Raw genomic sequence first — 15787 nt, forward strand, 5'->3', positions numbered from 1 at the left:
CGAAGTAGTCCCGAAGGGTCTGATGGAGAGTGCGGGAGGACACGGTGAGCACCGACCCGTGGGGCCGGGTAGACGACGACGGCACCGTCTACGTGCGTACGGCTGAGGGAGAACGGGCCGTCGGCTCCTGGCAGGCCGGTGAACCCGAAGAGGCACTGGCCTACTTCCATCGCAAGTACGACGAGCTGGCGGGCCAGGTTCAGCTGCTCGAGCAGCGGGTGCGGGGCACCGACCTGGCTCCGGCGCAGGCCGAGGCCAGCATCGTCAAGCTGCGCGAGGCCGTCGCCGACGCCCACGCCATCGGCGACCTCCAGGCGCTGACCGCGCGCCTGGACGGCCTGACCGAGCTGGTGGCCCAGCGCCGCGAGGAGGTCAAGGCGGCCCGCGAGCAGGCGCGCGCCGAGGCCAGGGCGGTCAAGGAGCGCATCGTCGCCGAGGCCGAGCGCATCGCGGAGGAGACCACCCACTGGAAGTCCGGCGGCGAGCGGCTGCGCCAGCTCGTCGAGGAGTGGAAGGCCGCCGACCGCATCGACCGGGTCACCGAGGCCGCCCTGTGGAAGCGGCTCTCGGCCGCCCGCACCGCCTTCGCCAAGCGGCGCAAGCAGTACTTCGCCGGGCTGGACGAGCAGCGCGAGGGCATCCGCGCGGCCAAGGAGCGCATCGTCGCCGAGGCCGAGGCGCTGGCCGACTCCACCGACTGGGGGCCGACCGCCGCCGTCTACCGCGAGCTGATGCAGCAGTGGAAGAGCGCCGGCCGGGCCTCGCGCGAGGCCGAGGACGAGCTGTGGGGCCGCTTCAAGGCCGCCCAGGACCAGTTCTTCCAGGCCCGCTCGGCCGTCTTCGCCGAGCGCGACGCCTCGCTGGCCGCCAACGCGCAGGTCAAGGAGGAGCTGCTGGCCGAGGCCGAGAAGATCCTGCCGGTCACCGACGCGCGTACGGCGCGCGGCGCCCTGCGGCACCTCCTGGAGCGGTGGGAGGCCGCCGGACCGGTGCCGCGCGAGCAGCGCGACCGCCTGGAGGGCGGGCTGCGCCGGGTGGACGAGGCCGTGCGCAAGGCCGAGGAAGCCGAGTGGAAGCGCTCCAACCCCGAGGCCAGGGCGCGCGCCCAGAGCACCGTCGACCAGCTCCGCACCTCCATCGACCAGCTGGAGAAGCGGCTGTCCAAGGCGCAGGCGGCCGGCCGCGCCAAGGACGTCAAGGAGGCCGAGGAGGCCCTGATCGCCCGCCGTTCCTGGCTGGAGGAGGCCGAGCGCACGCTCGCCGAGTTCAGCTAGGCGGCCGTTCCGGCACCTCGCATCCCGCTCCGGCACTCTGCATTCCGCCCGATCACGGGGAATCGGGCGGCACGCGGCGGGGTGCGCGATCTAGGCTGGCCGCATGGATCCGGTCAGCGTCGCACGCGCGCTCGTCGAGGAGATGTTCCCGGGGGCCCTGTACGCCTACGTCGGCGGCAGCGCGCTCACCGAGCGCCGCACCAGCACCTCCGACCTCGACGTCGTCGTGGTGCTCGACGGCCTGCCGCGACCCTACCGCGAGTCGCTGCGGTGGCGGGGCTGGCCGGTGGAGCTGTTCGTGCACAGCGAGACGAGCCTGCGCGCCTACCTGGAACACGACTTCGACCGGCGGCAGCCGAGCCTGGCCCGCATGTGCGCCGAGGGCGCGGTGCTGGCCGACCGCACCGGCGGCCGGGCCAGCGACCTGCAGGCGGCGCTGGGCGAGCGGCTGGCGGCCGGGCCGGGCGGGCTGAGCGACGGCGAGACCGAGCGGGCCCGCTACGGGCTGTCCGACCTGCTGGACGACCTGGCCGGCGCGGGCGACCCCGGCGAGCGGGCGTTCATCTCCTGGCAGGTGGTGCAGGACACCGCGCGGCTGGCGCTGGGCTTCGGGCGGCGCTGGCAGGGCAGCGGCAAGTGGCTGCTGCGCGAGCTGCGCGCGCACGATCCCGACCTGGCCGAGCGGCTGCTGGCCGCCCGCGACGACCCCGCCGCCCTGACCGGCGTCGCCACGGACGTCCTGGAGCGGGCGGGAGGACGCCTGTGGGAGGGCTACCGGGTCGAGGGCGACCCCTTCCACCGGCCGCTGCGCCACGTGCCCGCAGGGGCGCTCTCGGGCGACACGGCGCAGAGCGGCGGCATGCGCAGGCTGGCGGCGATCAGCGGCGCGAGCGCCGGCTCCGAGCGGCTGTGGATGGGCCAGACGCACGTGGCCCCGGCCACCCGCTCCGCCGACCACCACCACGGGGCCTCCGAGACCGCGATCTACGTGGTCAGCGGCACGCCGTCGTTCGTCTTCCTGCGCGACGGCGCGGAGGTGCGCCTGTCCGCCTCGCCCGGCGACTACGTCTTCGTGCCGCCGTACGTGCCGCACCGCGAGGAGAACCCCGACCCCGAGCGGGAGGCCGTGGTCGTCATCGCGCGCAGCACGCAGGAGGCCGTCGTGGTCAACCTGCCCGACCTGCGGCCCCGCTAGGGGCCCCGCGGAGGCGGCTCAGCCGCCGGCGCCGCTCACCCGGTAGACGTCGAAGACGCCCTGGATGCTGCGCACCGCCTTGAGCACGTGCCCCAGGTGCTTGGGGTCGCCCATCTCGAAGGTGAACTTGCTGATCGCCACCCGGTCGCGCGAGGTCGTGACCGAGGCGCTGAGGATGTTGACGTGCTGGTCGGACAGCGTGCGCGTGACGTCGGACAGCAGCCGCGGCCGGTCCAGCGCCTCGACCTGGATGGCCACCAGGAACACGCTGTCGTCGCCCGGCGACCAGCTCACGTCGACCAGCCGGTCGGGCTGCGACTTGAGCTGCTGGACGTTGGTGCAGTCGGAGCGGTGCACGGACACGCCGTGGCCGCGGGTGACGAAGCCGACGATGTCGTCGCCCGGCACCGGCGTGCAGCACTTCGACAGGCGCACCCACACGTCGGCGTCGCCCGCCACGACCACGCCGGCGCCGCCCCCGCCCCGGGGACGGCCGCGCAGCCGGGTGGGCAGCGAGGTCTCGGCGATGTCCTCCTCGGCGCTGTCGACGCCGCCGATCGAGGCCACCAGCTTCTGCACCACGGCCTGGGCCGCGATGTGGCCCTCGCCGACGGCGGCGTACAGGGCCGAGACGTCGGGGTAGCGCAGGTCGCGGGCCAGCGCCAGCAGCGCCTCGCCGGACATCAGCCGCTGCAGCGGCAGGCCCTGCTTGCGCATGGCCCGGCCGATGGCCTCCTTGCCCGCCTCGATCGCGGTCTCGCGGCGCTCCTTGGAGAACCACTGCCGGATCTTGTTGCGGGCCCGGCCCGACTTGACGAACTTCAGCCAGTCGCGCGACGGGCCCGCGTCGGGCGACTTGGAGGTGAAGATCTCGACGGTGTCGCCGTTGCCGAGCCGCGACTCCAGCGGCACCAGCCGCCCGTTGACCCGCGCCCCGATGCAGCGGTGGCCCACCTCGGTGTGCACCGCGTAGGCGAAGTCGACCGGCGTGGCGCCCTCGGGCAGGGCGATGACCTGGCCCTTCGGGGTGAAGACGTACACCTCGGAGACCGACAGGTCGAAGCGCAGCGACTCCAGGAACTCGCCGGGGTCGGAGGTCTCCTTCTGCCAGTCGAGAAGCTGGCGCAGCCAGGCCATGTCGCTGCCCGGCTTGACCTTGCCGCTCGGGCCGGGCGCGCCGACCTCCTCCTTGTACTTCCAGTGCGCGGCCACGCCGTACTCGGCCCTGTGGTGCATCGCGTGGGTGCGGATCTGCAGCTCCACCGGCTTGCCCTCGGGACCGATCACCGTGGTGTGCAGCGACTGGTACATGTTGAACTTGGGCATCGCGATGTAGTCCTTGAACCGCCCCGGCACCGGGTTCCACCGGGCGTGGATGGTGCCGAGCGCCGCGTAGCAGTCGCGGACGCTGTCGACGAGGACGCGGATGCCGACCAGGTCGTAGATGTCGTCGAAGGCGACGTCCCTGGCGATCATCTTCTGGTAGACCGAGTAGTAGTGCTTCGGCCGGCCCTTGACCACCGCGCGGATCTTCGCCTCGCGCAGGTCGCCGGAGACCTTCTCGATGACCTCCTGCAGGAACAGGTCGCGGCGCGGCGCCCGCTCCGACACCATGCGCGCGATCTCGTCGTAGCGCTTGGGGTAGAGCATGGCGAAGGCGAGGTCCTCGAGCTCCCACTTGATGGTGTTCATGCCCAGGCGGTGGGCCAGCGGGGCGAAGATCTCCAGGGTCTCGCGGGACTTCTGGTGGCGCTTGTGCTCGGGCAGGTAGCGCATGGTGCGCATGTTGTGGAGCCGGTCGGCCAGCTTGATGATGAGCACGCGGATGTCGCGCGACATCGCCACGACCATCTTGCGGACGGTCTCGGCCTGCGCGGCGTCGCCGAACTTCACCTTGTCGAGCTTGGTCACGCCGTCGACCAGCGAGCCGATGGTGTCGCCGAAGTCGGCGCGCAGCTCGTCGAGGCTGTAGGCGGTGTCCTCGACCGTGTCGTGCAGCAGCGCGGCGCACAGGGTCTCGTCGTCGGTGCCGAGCTCGGCCAGGATCGTCGCCACGGCCAGCGGGTGCGTGATGTACGGGTCGCCGGACTTCCGCTTCTGGTCGCGGTGATGGTAGGCGGCCACGTCGTAGGCACGCTCGATCACGCGCAGGTCGGCCTTGGGGTGGGTGGCGCGGACCGTGCGGAACAGCGGCTCCAGCACCGGGTTCATCGCCCCACCCCCAAAGCGCCGGCGGCGCGACGAGGGGGCGCCGGACGGCTCGGCATTGCCGGAGTCGGTTACGTCGGGCACGACCACATCACGGGGCACTCAGACTCCTCCCGCAATGGCTCCTCACGCAATTGGCTCCTCACGTTCGGGTCCAGATTCCCCAGTGTATCCAGGCTGTGAACCCGAGCCGTCGGCGGCCGGGCTCAGACGATCACCAGGGAGTGAACTTGTACTCCGTTCAAACGCTCGCGGCCCTTGAGAAATGCCAGCTCCATCAGGACCGCGATGCCGACCACCGTCCCGCCGGCGCGTCCCACCAGCTCGACCGCCGCCTGGGCGGTGCCGCCGGTGGCCAGCACGTCGTCGACGATGAGGACCCGGTCGCCCGGGTCGAAGGCGTCGCTGTGCACCTCGATGGTGGCCGAGCCGTACTCCAGATCGTAGGACTCCGCCAGCGTGGCGGCGGGCAGTTTCCCCTTCTTGCGCACGGGGACGAAGCCTGCGGCGGCCCGGTAGGCGACCGGCGCGGCCAGGATGAAGCCGCGCGCCTCGATGCCGACGATCTTGTCCACCTCGTGCAGGCCGGCCAACTCGTCCACCACGGCGGCCATCGTCACCGGGTCGGCCAGCAGCGGCGTGATGTCCTTGAACAGGACGCCCGGCTTGGGGTAGTCGGGGACGTCCCTGATCCGGTCCAGGATCATCGTGCTCAGCTCGGTCATGACGGTTCCCTCGCCTCTCTGCCGCAGGCCGTGTGCCGGGCACCATGATGGTGCATCCCGGCCCCTCCCCCGACCACCCGGCCGCCCCCGGCGGCGCTCTGCCGCACCCGCGCGGGCCGCCCAGTCCCGCGCTGACGCCCTCCCGGACGCCCCTGGACGTCCCGGCCGGGTGCGGACGTCACCGGACGTCCTGAGCGTCCCCAGGGACGACAAGGCGGCGCCCCCGCTCCGGAGCGGAGCGGGGGCGCCTGGGCGAACCGGGGCGGGCGGTCAGCCCTTGGCTACCGCGGCGCTTTTGGAGCCGCCCTTCGCCCCCTTGCCCGTGCCCTTCGTCGAGGCGAGGCGCTTGGCGATGGCCTGGTACTTCGGCTCGCGCTCCTTCAGCGTGACCAGCAGCGGCGTGGCCACGCAGATCGACGAGTACGTACCGACGATCATGCCCACGAACAGGGCCAGCGACAGGTCCTTCAGCGTGCCCGCGCCGAGCAGCGTGGTGCCGATGAACAGGATCGCCGCCACCGGCAGGATCGCGACCAGCGAGGTGTTCAGCGACCGGATCAGCGTGTGGTTGAGCGCGTTGTTGGCCGCCATCGAGTACGTCATCTTCGACGTGTGCCCCAGCTTGGCCGTGACCTCCTTGATCATGTCGAACACCACGACCGCGTCGTAGAGCGAGTAACCGAGGATGGTCAGGAAGCCCAGCAGCGTCGCCGGCGTCACCTCGAAGCCCGACCAGGCGTAGATGCCCGCCGTGATGATCAGGTCGTGGAAGAGCGCGACGATCGCGGCCAGCGCCATCTTCGGCTCGAACGCCATCGACAGGTACAGGATGATCGCCAGCATGAACACGCCGAGGCCGATCCAGGCCTTCTGCGAGACCTCGCCGCCCCAGGTCGCGCCGATGGCCTGCACGCTGACCTCGCCGGCCGGGGTGTTGAAGTCCTTGGCGATGTCGGACTGCACCTGGGCCCGGAAGTCCTCCTGCAGGCTCTCGGTGGTCACCCGCCAGCCGTTGCCGGCCGACTGGACGATCACCTGGTGCACGCCGTCCTCGCGGATGGCGTCGCGGACCTGCTCGACCGTGACGTTCTGGCTGGTCTTGAACGAGAACACCGTGCCGCCGCGGAACTCGACGCCCAGGTTGAGCCCGTTGACCAGCAGGCCGACGATCGAGACGAGCAGCAGCACGCCGGACAGGCTGTACCACAGCCTCCACTTGCCGACGAAGTCGACGTCGATCTCGCCCCGGTAGAGGCGACGCGCGAGTCCCATGTCAGGCCTCCTGCGGGGTCGTCGGGCGGGCGGCGGTGCCGTGCTCGCTCATGCGCTCGGCGTCGAGCCCGGACAGCGGGTGGCCCTTGGCGAAGAACTTCAGCCTCGCCAGCAGGGCGATGAACGGCTTGGTGAACAGGAACACCACCACGATGTCGATCAGCGTGGTCAGGCCCATCGCGAAGGCGAAGCCGGCCACACCGCCCACCGCCAGGAAGTACAGCACGATCGCGGCGATGAACATGACGGCGTCGGCGATGAGGATCGTGCGCCGGGCGCGGACCCAGGCCACCTCGACGGCCGCCCGCAGCGTGCGGTGCCCCTCCTTCATCTCGTCGCGTATGCGTTCGAAGTAGACGATGAAGGAGTCGGCGGTGATGCCGATCGAGACCACCAGGCCGATGATGTGCGGCAGCGACAGCCGGAAGCCGGCGTTGTGGCCGAGCACGACCACCGCCGTGTAGGTGAGGATCGAGGCCACCACCAGGCTCAGCACCGCGACGATGCCGAGGCCGCGGTAGTAGAGCAGGCAGTAGAGGACCACGAGCCCGAGGCCGATCACGCCGGCGATGAGGCCGCCCTGGAGCTGGTCCTGGCCGAGCGTCGAGGACACGGAGTCGATCGAGCTGCGGTTGAACTTCAGCGGCAGCGCGCCGTACTTGAGCTGGTCGGCCAGGGTGGTGGCGCTGGCCTGGTCGAAGCCGCCGGTGATCTCGGCCCGGCCGCCGGGGATCGGGCTGATGATGTTGGGGGCGGTGATGACCACGCCGTCGAGGACGACCGCGACCTTGTTGCGCGGCTCCTGCGAGCTGTACGCCTTCTGGGTGAGGTCGGCCCAGGCGCCCGCGCCCTTGCTCTTGAAGTCGAGCTGCACGACCCACTCGGTGGTGCCCTGGCGGACGCCGGCGCTGGCGGTGTCGATGTCGGTGCCGACGACCTTGGCGACGTCGAGGACGTACTTGTAGCTGCCGTCGGTCTCGCAGCCGGCGTACTGCTTGTTGGGGTCGTCCTGGACGCCCTGGCCGCGGTTGGCCGGGTCGGCGCAGTTGAGCTTGTTGAACTGGGCCAGGACCGCCGGGTCGATGCCCTGCGTGTTGATCTGGGGGGCGTTCGGGTCCTGGGCGGGCGGCGTGCTGGCCTGCGCCGACGGCGACGCGCTCGGCGTGGCCTTGGCGTTCTGGCCCTTCTTGTCGTTCTTCTGGCCCTGGGCGCTCTGCGTCGCCGAAGGGGCGGCGGACGCGGAGGCGGCCGGCGTCGGCGCGGTCAGCGCCGACGACAGGGCCTTGCCGGTGGGCGAGGCGCTGGGCGCGCCCGCCGACTGGGACGGCTTGGCCGACTGCTGCGGCGAGCCGGAGGCCGTGGTGGAAGGCGCGGCCGACGCCGAGGCCGACGGCGCGGCGGACTGGGAGGCGCCCGGCGAGGGCGCGTTGGTCGCCAGGTCCTGCGGCACCTGCGTGGCCTCCATCGCGAGCACCTGACGGAAGCGCAGCTCCGCGGTGGTGGCGACCAGCTTGATGGCCTCGCTCTGCCCGACGCCCGGAATGGAGATGATGATGTTGTCGCCGGACTTGGCGACCTCCGCGTCGGAGATGCCGGTCCCGTTGACCCGCTCGCGGATGATGTTGACCGCTCGGTCAAGGATCTCTTCCGGTGGACTCGCGTTGTTCAGAGTCACGGGAGACAGAGTCACCGTCGTGCCGCCGGCGAGGTCGAGCCCCAGCTTCGGCGTGAACGCCTTCTGCAGGAGCATCGTCGCGCCCATGGCGAGGATGAACGCCAGCAGCACCAGGAGCGTTCGCCCCGGTCGGCTGTGGCGGCTGGTCGGTCGGGCCACTGGTCGTCAGTTCTTTCGGATAGAGGTTTGTCGCAGAAGCTTAGTCAAGCCGCTTGGTGCTGGAGTCCTGCTCGCCGTTGCGGTCGGCGGCGACCTCGGACTCGTTCTTCTCCTCGACGGCCTCGTCCTCGACCACCGGCTCGTCGGCCGGCGCGTCGCCCGGCGTGACGACCCGGCCGATCGCAGCCTTGACCCAGCGGGTCTCGATGCCCGGGGCGACCTCGAGGATCACATCCTCATTGTCCACCGCAACCACGGTGCCGAACAGCCCGGTCGTCGTCATGACGCGGGTGCCGGGCGTGAGGCTGTTCTGCATCTGGGCCGCCTCTTGCTGACGCTTGCGCTGGGGGCGGATCAGCAGGAAGTAGAACACCACCACCAGCAGGATCAGCGGCAGAATGCTTGTGAGTTGGTCCATCAGAGGCGACCTTCCATCGTCGTACAAGGAGTTGACACCGGCCTCACGCCGGAAATTCCGTGCGTCACGTCGGGCCGCGCCGCTCAGCCCGTCAGCCTACACAGCCAGCCAAGCCACGGAGTGTAGGCGCTTGTTGCGAAACGCGGCAACGAGGCAGCGTTTCGGCGCGCGGGGAAGTTCCCGATTCGAGATGGTTGCAACCGATCTGTGATCAGTGCGCATCGACGGCTCCGAACGCGTCGGGCGGCGGCGTCATGCCCAGGTGGAGCCAGGCGGCGGCGGTCGCGACCCGGCCGCGCGGGGTCCTGGCCAGCAGTCCTTGCCGGACGAGGAACGGCTCGGCCACCACCTCGACCGTCTCCGGCTCCTCCCCCACGGCGACGGCCAGCGTGGACAGGCCGACCGGGCCGCCGCCGAACTTCTTCAGCAGCACGCCGAGCACCGCCCGGTCGAGCCGGTCGAGCCCTTCGGCGTCGACCTCGTACAGGTTGAGCGCGGCGGCGGCGACGTCGCGGTCGATGACCCCGTCGGCGCGGACGTCGGCGAAGTCGCGCACCCGCCGCAGCAGCCGGTTGGCGATGCGGGGCGTGCCGCGCGAGCGGCGGGCGATCTCGTGCGCGCCGTCGGCGGGCAGGTCGAGGCCGAGCAGCCGGGCCGAGCGGTAGAGGACCTGCTCCAGCTCGGCGGGCTCGTAGAAGTCCATGTGGGCGGTGAAGCCGAACCGGTCGCGCAGCGGCGCGGGCAGCAGCCCGGCCCTGGTGGTGGCGCCGACCAGCGTGAACGGGGCGATGTCCAGCGGGATGGCGGTGGCGCCCGGGCCCTTGCCGACGACGATGTCGACCCGGAAGTCCTCCATCGCGAGGTAGAGCATCTCCTCGGCGGGCCTGGCCATGCGGTGGATCTCATCGATGAACAGCACCTCGCCCTCGGCCAGCGTGGACAGAATCGCGGCGAGGTCGCCGGCCCGCTCCAGGGCGGGGCCCGAGGTGATGCGGAGCGGCGCGTTCAGCTCGGCCGCTATGATCATGGCGAGGGTCGTCTTGCCCAGGCCCGGGGAGCCGCTCATCAGCACGTGGTCCGGCGGGCGCCGGCGGCGCAGCGCGCTCTCCAGCACCAGGGAGAGCTGCTCGCGGACGCGGCCCTGGCCGATGAACTCGGCGAGCCGCTTGGGGCGCAGGGCCGCCTCGATCTGCAGCTCGTCGCCGGTCGCGGCGGGCGACACCAGCTCCCGATCAATCCCCACACCGACCACGCCCTCTCCTCGACACCACTACCACCACACCACTCACCGACTCACCGATCCACCGGCTCACCCGCCGACGCACCGGCCCCGCCGACTCAGCGGCGCGCCGGACGCATCGGCGCGCCCGATCGACTCGCCCGACCCACCGGCCCGCCCGACCCACCGGCCCGCCCGACCCACCGGCCCATCGGCTCACCGGCCCCGCCGACCCACCAGCTCGCCCGACCCACCGGCCCGACTTCCTCCTCGAAGGATCGCCTTCTTGAGGGAGCCTCGCTCGCGACGAGACGTGCGTTCTTGGAGGCCACCGTCGTGAGAAGCCCTGCGGGGCGGCTTCGGCCGTGGGGGGGTGCGACGTGTGCGGTGCGGCGGGCTGCGGCGTCGCGGCGGCGTCGCGGTGGCTTCCCCGCGACGGTGGCCTCTCCGCGACGAGCACCGGCTCTCCGGGCAGAGGGCTGGACGGGAGCGGCGTCCGGCCCAGAGGCGCGGTCAGGGGGCGGCGGGCGGGGGTCATCGGGTGCTCAGGGAGCGGAGTGCGGCCTTGAGGAGGGCGGCGACCTGGGGCTGGCGGCCGGCGGTGAGGTCGGCGTCGGCGATGGGCTCTACGGCGGCGATCGCCTCGTCGGCGTCCTTGCCGGAGTAGCCGAGCCCCACCAGGCCCGAGTGGACCTGCTCGCGCCACACCGCCGTCCGCCGCTCGCCGTTGAGCGCGGCGTTGACCGTCTCCTCGGGCGTGCCGAGCCGGTCCTTCAGCTCCAGCACGATGCGCTGGGCGCCCTTCTGGCCGATGCCGGGCACCTGGGTGAGCGCCTTGAGGTCGGCGCTTGCGACGGCGACGCGCAGCGCGTTGGGCGAGTGGACGGCGAGCATGGCGAGGGCCAGCTTGGGGCCGACGCCGCTGGCCGTCTGGAGCAGTTCGAACACGGCGCGCTCGTCGTCGGTGGCGAAGCCGTAGAGGGTGAGCGACTCCTCGCGCACCACGAGCGACGTGGCGAGCCGGGTCTCCTCGCCGACGCGCAGCAGGGCGAGGGTGGCCGGCGCGCAGTGCGTCAGCACGCCGATGCCGCCGACCTCGATGACGGCCGCGTCGGGCGCGATCGCGGTCACTTTTCCTGCCACCGACGCGATCACGGCCGGCCCTCCCCTGTCGCTGAAACGTTCATCGTCGTGCTCACCGTCTGGCGTTCTTGGGGGCGGCGCGGGCGAGGGCGGCGGCCAGGCGGCTCTGCGCGCCGCCGCGCCAGACGTGGCAGATGGCCAGCGCCAGCGCGTCGGCGGCGTCGGCCGGCTTGGGCATCTCGGCCAGCCGCAGCAGCCGGGTGACCATGGCCCCGATCTGCTTCTTGTCGGCGGTGCCGCTGCCGGTGATGGCGGCCTTGACCTCGGAGGGCGTGTGCAGCGCGACGGGCAGCCCGCGCCGGGCGGCGCACAGCACGGCGATGCCGGCGGCCTGGGCGGTGCCCATGACGGTGCGGACGTTGTGCTGGGCGAAGACCCGCTCGACCGCGACCGCGTCGGGACGCACGTCGTCGAGCCACTGCTCGATGCCGGCCTCGATGCCGACGAGCCGCGCGCCGAGCTCCTGGTCGGAGCCGGTGCGGACGACGCCCACCGCGATCAGGCCCAGCGGCGCGCCCGGCCGCCCCTCGACCGCGCCCAGCCCGCACCTGGTCAGCCCAGGATCGACGCCCAACACCCGCATCCGATCGCCCTCCCCGCACGGCCGAACATCTGTTCGGCACGAGACTTTACCGCGCCCGCGAGGGCCGCGCACCGTGCGACGCACGGCCTGTCGCGGGCCGCGCACCGCCGGCACGCGCGAGGCGGAGCGCACGGTGCCGGCCTGTCAGAAGTAGTCGAGCGTGTACGCCTTGGCGGCGAAGGCGGCGTCCAGGGCCTCGTCGTGCCGGTCGTCGCCGGTCATGAGCCCCGCCAGGCGCAGCGTGCCCGTGGGGACGCCGCAGTAGAGGGCGGACAGGCCGTTCGCCGAGAGCACGGCGGCGGGGGCTCCAGCGGTGACCGGCGTGGCCGTGCCCGACCCGTCCGCGATCTCCAGCCGCCAGGTGCCGCCGCCGCGCACCGGGTCCTCGACGGTGACGACGGCGTCGCAGGCGACGGCGGCCGGGTAGCCCCGGCGCTCGACGGCGGCGGCCACGTCCAGCACCCTGAACATCCACCGCTGGTCCTCGACGTGGTCCTGCGAGCGCTCGGGCAGCAGCCACAGGACGGGGTCGTCGGGCGCGAGGGGGGCGACGACGTTCTTGGCGACGGAGGAGGAGGTGCCCACCATCGACCACAGCGCCCTGGCCGTCTCGGCGGACCCGGCGACGAGGTTGACGACGCGGATGTTCTCGCCGTTCCAGCGGTAGACGACGTAGCCGTCGTCGGCCAGGTAGCGGAAGTCGTTGTCGTCGGCGAGCCACAGCCGCCAGGTGCGCTCGTCGTAGGTGATGGGGCCGCTGGCCCGGAGGCCGGCGTACACCCGGTGCAGGACGGCGATCAGCTCGGCGGCGTCGTCGGGCCCCATCCTGCGCAGCTTGACCTGGCCGGCCGGGCGCAGCCCGCGCAGCGCCTCGGCGGGCAGCGTCACCTTGCGCTGCCCGCCGCCGTGCTCGTAGCCGAGCGAGCGGTAGATGGGCGTGGTCGCCGGGAACAGCACGGACACCGCCTCGCCGAGCGCCACGCCCCGGTCGAGGACGGCCCGCATGAGGCGGGTGCCGACGCCCCGGCCGCGGTCCTCGGGGCTGACGGTGACGCCCGCGACGCCCGCCATCGGCTGCGGCCGGCCGTGCCACCACTGCGTGAACGGGCGCAGCCGGGCCGCCCCGGCCAGCCTGGAGCCGTCGAAGACGCCCAGGTAGCGTCCCTCCTCCAGCACGGGGGTGACGGCGTGCCGCCAGGCGCCGGCCTCGGCGGCGGAGATCGGGCCGAACGCGCGCCTGCGGAGGTCGAGGGCGGCGTCGAGGTCGTCAGGGGTCAGATCGCGAATTTCCACAGCCGTCCAACCTACGCAGCGGTGACCCGGGGACGCGAGCCGTTTGCCGCCCCGGCGGGCGTGCCCTTGGTCGCGATCGCGAGGCGGTCGAGGTAGAGGAGCTGGGCGGCCACGGCGGCGGCCAGCGCGAGGACGACGACGGCGAGCGGCGTGGTCAGCCCGACGTCGGGGAGCGCCGCGGCGAACCCGCCGAGCTGCGCCGCCTGCGCGGCCGTGGCGGTGAACAGGCCGGGCTCCTGGACGACCAGGAGCGGCCAGAGCAGGTCCTGGGCGTTCACCAGGGTGACGGCCCCGGCCAGGATGCCCGCCATGGGGAGCGACGGGAGGACGACGCCGCCGAAGAAGTCGCGGCCGCCGTCGCGCTCGGCCAGGCCCTTGCAGAGGAGGGTCAGCACGAACAGGGCGGGGACGCTCACCAGCAGCGGCGGCACCAGCGCGAGGAAGGTGTCGATCAGGCCGAGGTTGCGCAGGGTCTGCCAGTTCGCGACGCCGAGCGTGCCGGTGCCGACGAACAGCCAGGGCGCGAAGATCAGCAGCAGCCACTCGCTGCGGCGGCCGAGCGGGCGCAGGCCGCCGATGCCGAGCGCGGCGAGGTACGCCACGCCGACGGAGACGAGCGCTCCGGCGGTGGCGGGCACCCAGGTGTTGATCTGGACGCGGAGGCCGTCCTGGACGGCCTGGGCGGCCGTCCCGGGGGCGCCGGCCAGCACGCCGGAGATCCACGGCCAGGCCAGCAGCACGCCGACGGCGGCGAAGAGCACGAGGGCGACGGCTGCGACGGCGACCGCGGCGGCCCCAGGCCGCCGCCCCGGGACCGTTCCCGGAGCGGCCTCACCGGCGGGAGCGGGCCCGGCAGCGGCGGGGGCGGCAGCGGCGGGGGCGGGGGCGGGGGCGGGGGCGGGGCGGGTCAGGGTGATGCGGAGGCGGGCGGCGACGGCGACGACCGTGGCGGCGATCCCGAGGACGCCCAGCAGCGCCCCGATGACGGTCGCCACGGACGCCCCCGGCCCGAACCTGGCGAGCCGGAAGGCGTTGTCGTACTCCAGGAAGGCCAGGGTGGCGGTGGAGTACCTGGGCCCGCCCTGGGTGAGCACCGTCCCGATGGCGAAGGTCTGCAGCCCGGCGGCGAGCGTGGCGAGCGCGACGAGCACGCCGACGACGAGCATGGCGGTGGTGGGCGCGCCGCCGCGCAGGGCGGGCAGGTAGGCGGTGACGGCCACGGCGCACACCACGCCGAAGGTGGCCGCGGCGACGATCAGCCGTACCGCGCCGGGCGCGGTGGCGGGGTCGGCGAGGTCCGCGGGGGACAGGCCGAGCGGCCCGGAGGAGGTGGCCCCGGAGGAGGCGGCGCCGGCGCGCAGCGCGCGCACCCAGCCGGCGGCCACGCCGACCGGCGAGAACGTGACGATCGCCAGGGCCAGCACCACGCGTCCGGCCCGGCGCGGCCAGGCGCCGCCGCGGTCGAGCGCCAGCGCCAGCAGCGGCGCCACCACCACCGACACCAGCAGCGGCAGCCCGACCAGCGACGCCGTGAACCCCAGCACCTGCCAGAACCGGCTGCCGCCCAGCAGGTCGGCGTAGTTCTCCGTGCCCGCGAACACGTGCGCGGTGATGGCGCCGCCGCTCTGGAAGCTGAGCCAGATCGTCTGGGCCGTCGGGAGCACGAGGGTGATCAGGGTGCCGAGGAGGGCGGGCAGGGCGAGGAGCCAGCCGATGGAGCGGTAGGAGGCCTGTGGTGGGTTGGGGGAAGTCACGTCGCCCGACCCTACTTCGCGCCCGCCCGCCGGTGCGGGAAAAGGGCGAAGGCCCGGCGTGTCGCCGGGCCTTCACGCCGGCCGGGCGGCTGCCTGGCCCCGGCCGCGTCACTCGGCGCCGAGGCGCTCCAGCACGGCGTCGCTGACGTCGAAGTTGGCGTAGACGTTCTGCACGTCGTCGCTGTCCTCCAGCGCCTCGATGAGGCGGAACACCTTCTTGGCGCCCTCCTCGTCGAGGGGCACGCTCATGGTCGGCAGGAAGCTCGACTCGGCCGAGTCGTAGTCGATGCCCGCCTCCTGCAGCGCCTTGCGGACCGGCACCAGGTCGCCGGCCTCGGAGACGACCTCGAAGGAGTCGCCCATGTCGTTGACCTCTTCGGCGCCCGCCTCCAGGACGGCCATGAGGACGGTGTCCTCGTCCAGCCCGCCCTGCTTGGGGACGATGACGACGCCCTTGCGGTTGAACATGTACGACACGGACCCGGGATCGGCCAGGGAGCCGCCGTTGCGGGTCAGGGCGACGCGCACCTCGGAGGCCGCGCGGTTGCGGTTGTCGGTGAGGCACTCGATGAGCACCGCGACGCCGCCGGGGGCGTAGCCCTCGTACATGATGGTCTGCCAGTCGGCCCCGCCGGCCTCCAGCCCGCCGCCGCGCTTGCGGGCCCGCTCGATGTTGTCGTTGGGCACCGAGTTCTTCTTGGCCTTGAAGATGGCGTCGAAGAGGGTGGGGTTGGCGTCCGGGTCAGGGCCACCGGTGCGGGCCGCCACTTCGATGTTCTTGATGAGCTTGGCGAACAGCTTGCCCCGCTTGGCGTCGAGCGCGGCCTTCTTGTGCTTCGTCGTCGCCCATTTGGAGTGGCCGGACATTA

Annotated in this window: 13 protein-coding genes; 2 read left to right on the forward strand and 11 right to left on the reverse strand. The window is 72.7% G+C overall.

Annotated features, from left to right (window positions below):
- Positions 1–44 precede the first annotated feature (44 nt).
- The gene (locus MF672_RS23310) at positions 45–1274 is read left to right on the forward strand and encodes a DUF349 domain-containing protein (RefSeq protein ID WP_242371381.1); all 1230 of its coding nucleotides are present in this window, start codon (positions 45–47) and stop codon (positions 1272–1274) included.
- Positions 1275–1377: 103 nt separating this feature from the next.
- Positions 1378–2469 carry a cupin domain-containing protein gene (locus MF672_RS23315; RefSeq protein ID WP_242371379.1) on the forward strand — a complete coding sequence of 364 codons (1092 nt, stop codon included), beginning with the start codon at positions 1378–1380 and terminating at the stop codon, positions 2467–2469.
- A gap of 18 nt (positions 2470–2487) precedes the next feature.
- Here the strand turns inward: MF672_RS23315 and MF672_RS23320 are convergent, their stop codons facing one another.
- The 11 genes from MF672_RS23320 to MF672_RS23370 all read right to left on the reverse strand — a co-directional run bounded on the left by MF672_RS23320 (position 2488) and on the right by MF672_RS23370 (position 15785).
- The gene (locus MF672_RS23320; protein WP_242371377.1) at positions 2488–4680 is read right to left on the reverse strand and encodes a RelA/SpoT family protein; all 2193 of its coding nucleotides are present in this window, start codon (positions 4678–4680) and stop codon (positions 2488–2490) included.
- 203 nt (positions 4681–4883) lie between these two features.
- Positions 4884–5402 (reverse strand): adenine phosphoribosyltransferase, encoded by a 519-nt coding sequence (locus MF672_RS23325; protein WP_242371376.1) that lies wholly within the window; start codon positions 5400–5402, stop codon positions 4884–4886.
- A gap of 270 nt (positions 5403–5672) precedes the next feature.
- The gene (secF, locus tag MF672_RS23330; RefSeq protein WP_242371375.1) at positions 5673–6674 is read right to left on the reverse strand and encodes a protein translocase subunit SecF; all 1002 of its coding nucleotides are present in this window, start codon (positions 6672–6674) and stop codon (positions 5673–5675) included.
- 1 nt (position 6675) lies between these two features.
- A complete protein-coding gene (gene secD, locus MF672_RS23335; protein WP_242371374.1) occupies positions 6676–8460 on the reverse strand; it encodes a protein translocase subunit SecD in 1785 nt (594 codons plus the stop codon).
- An 88-nt stretch (positions 8461–8548) separates the two neighbouring features.
- A complete protein-coding gene (gene yajC / locus MF672_RS23340; protein ID WP_242371373.1) occupies positions 8549–8926 on the reverse strand; it encodes a preprotein translocase subunit YajC in 378 nt (125 codons plus the stop codon).
- A gap of 211 nt (positions 8927–9137) precedes the next feature.
- Positions 9138–10169, reverse strand: a complete 1032-nt coding sequence (gene ruvB, locus MF672_RS23345; RefSeq protein WP_242371372.1) for a Holliday junction branch migration DNA helicase RuvB — start codon at positions 10167–10169, stop codon at positions 9138–9140.
- Positions 10170–10679: 510 nt separating this feature from the next.
- On the reverse strand, positions 10680–11300 hold the full coding sequence (ruvA, locus tag MF672_RS23350; RefSeq protein WP_242371371.1) for a Holliday junction branch migration protein RuvA: 621 nt from the start codon (positions 11298–11300) through the stop codon (positions 10680–10682).
- A gap of 40 nt (positions 11301–11340) precedes the next feature.
- A complete protein-coding gene (ruvC, locus tag MF672_RS23355) occupies positions 11341–11871 on the reverse strand; it encodes a crossover junction endodeoxyribonuclease RuvC (protein WP_242371370.1) in 531 nt (176 codons plus the stop codon).
- 144 nt (positions 11872–12015) lie between these two features.
- Positions 12016–13164: a GNAT family N-acetyltransferase gene (locus MF672_RS23360; RefSeq protein WP_242371369.1), complete on the reverse strand. Its 1149-nt coding sequence runs from the start codon at positions 13162–13164 to the stop codon at positions 12016–12018.
- An 11-nt stretch (positions 13165–13175) separates the two neighbouring features.
- Complete coding sequence (locus tag MF672_RS23365; RefSeq protein ID WP_242371512.1) at positions 13176–14918, reverse strand: carbohydrate ABC transporter permease; 1743 nt, start codon at positions 14916–14918, stop codon at positions 13176–13178.
- 108 nt (positions 14919–15026) lie between these two features.
- The gene (locus tag MF672_RS23370) at positions 15027–15785 is read right to left on the reverse strand and encodes a YebC/PmpR family DNA-binding transcriptional regulator (RefSeq protein WP_242371366.1); all 759 of its coding nucleotides are present in this window, start codon (positions 15783–15785) and stop codon (positions 15027–15029) included.
- Positions 15786–15787 lie beyond the last annotated feature (2 nt).

The organism is Actinomadura luzonensis, from assembly GCF_022664455.2.
GTDB classification, from domain to species: domain Bacteria; phylum Actinomycetota; class Actinomycetes; order Streptosporangiales; family Streptosporangiaceae; genus Nonomuraea; species Nonomuraea luzonensis.

Coding starts and splice junctions, on each gene's coding strand:
- MF672_RS23315 (WP_242371379.1), top strand. CDS start 1,378: ATGGATCCGGTCAGCGTCGCACGCGCGCTCGTCGAGGAGATGTTCCCG.
- MF672_RS23325 (WP_242371376.1), bottom strand. CDS start 5,402: ATGACCGAGCTGAGCACGATGATCCTGGACCGGATCAGGGACGTCCCC.
- ruvC (WP_242371370.1), bottom strand. CDS start 11,871: ATGCGGGTGTTGGGCGTCGATCCTGGGCTGACCAGGTGCGGGCTGGGC.
- yajC (WP_242371373.1), bottom strand. CDS start 8,926: ATGGACCAACTCACAAGCATTCTGCCGCTGATCCTGCTGGTGGTGGTG.
- MF672_RS23370 (WP_242371366.1), bottom strand. CDS start 15,785: ATGTCCGGCCACTCCAAATGGGCGACGACGAAGCACAAGAAGGCCGCG.
- MF672_RS23320 (WP_242371377.1), bottom strand. CDS start 4,680: ATGAACCCGGTGCTGGAGCCGCTGTTCCGCACGGTCCGCGCCACCCAC.
- secF (WP_242371375.1), bottom strand. CDS start 6,674: ATGGGACTCGCGCGTCGCCTCTACCGGGGCGAGATCGACGTCGACTTC.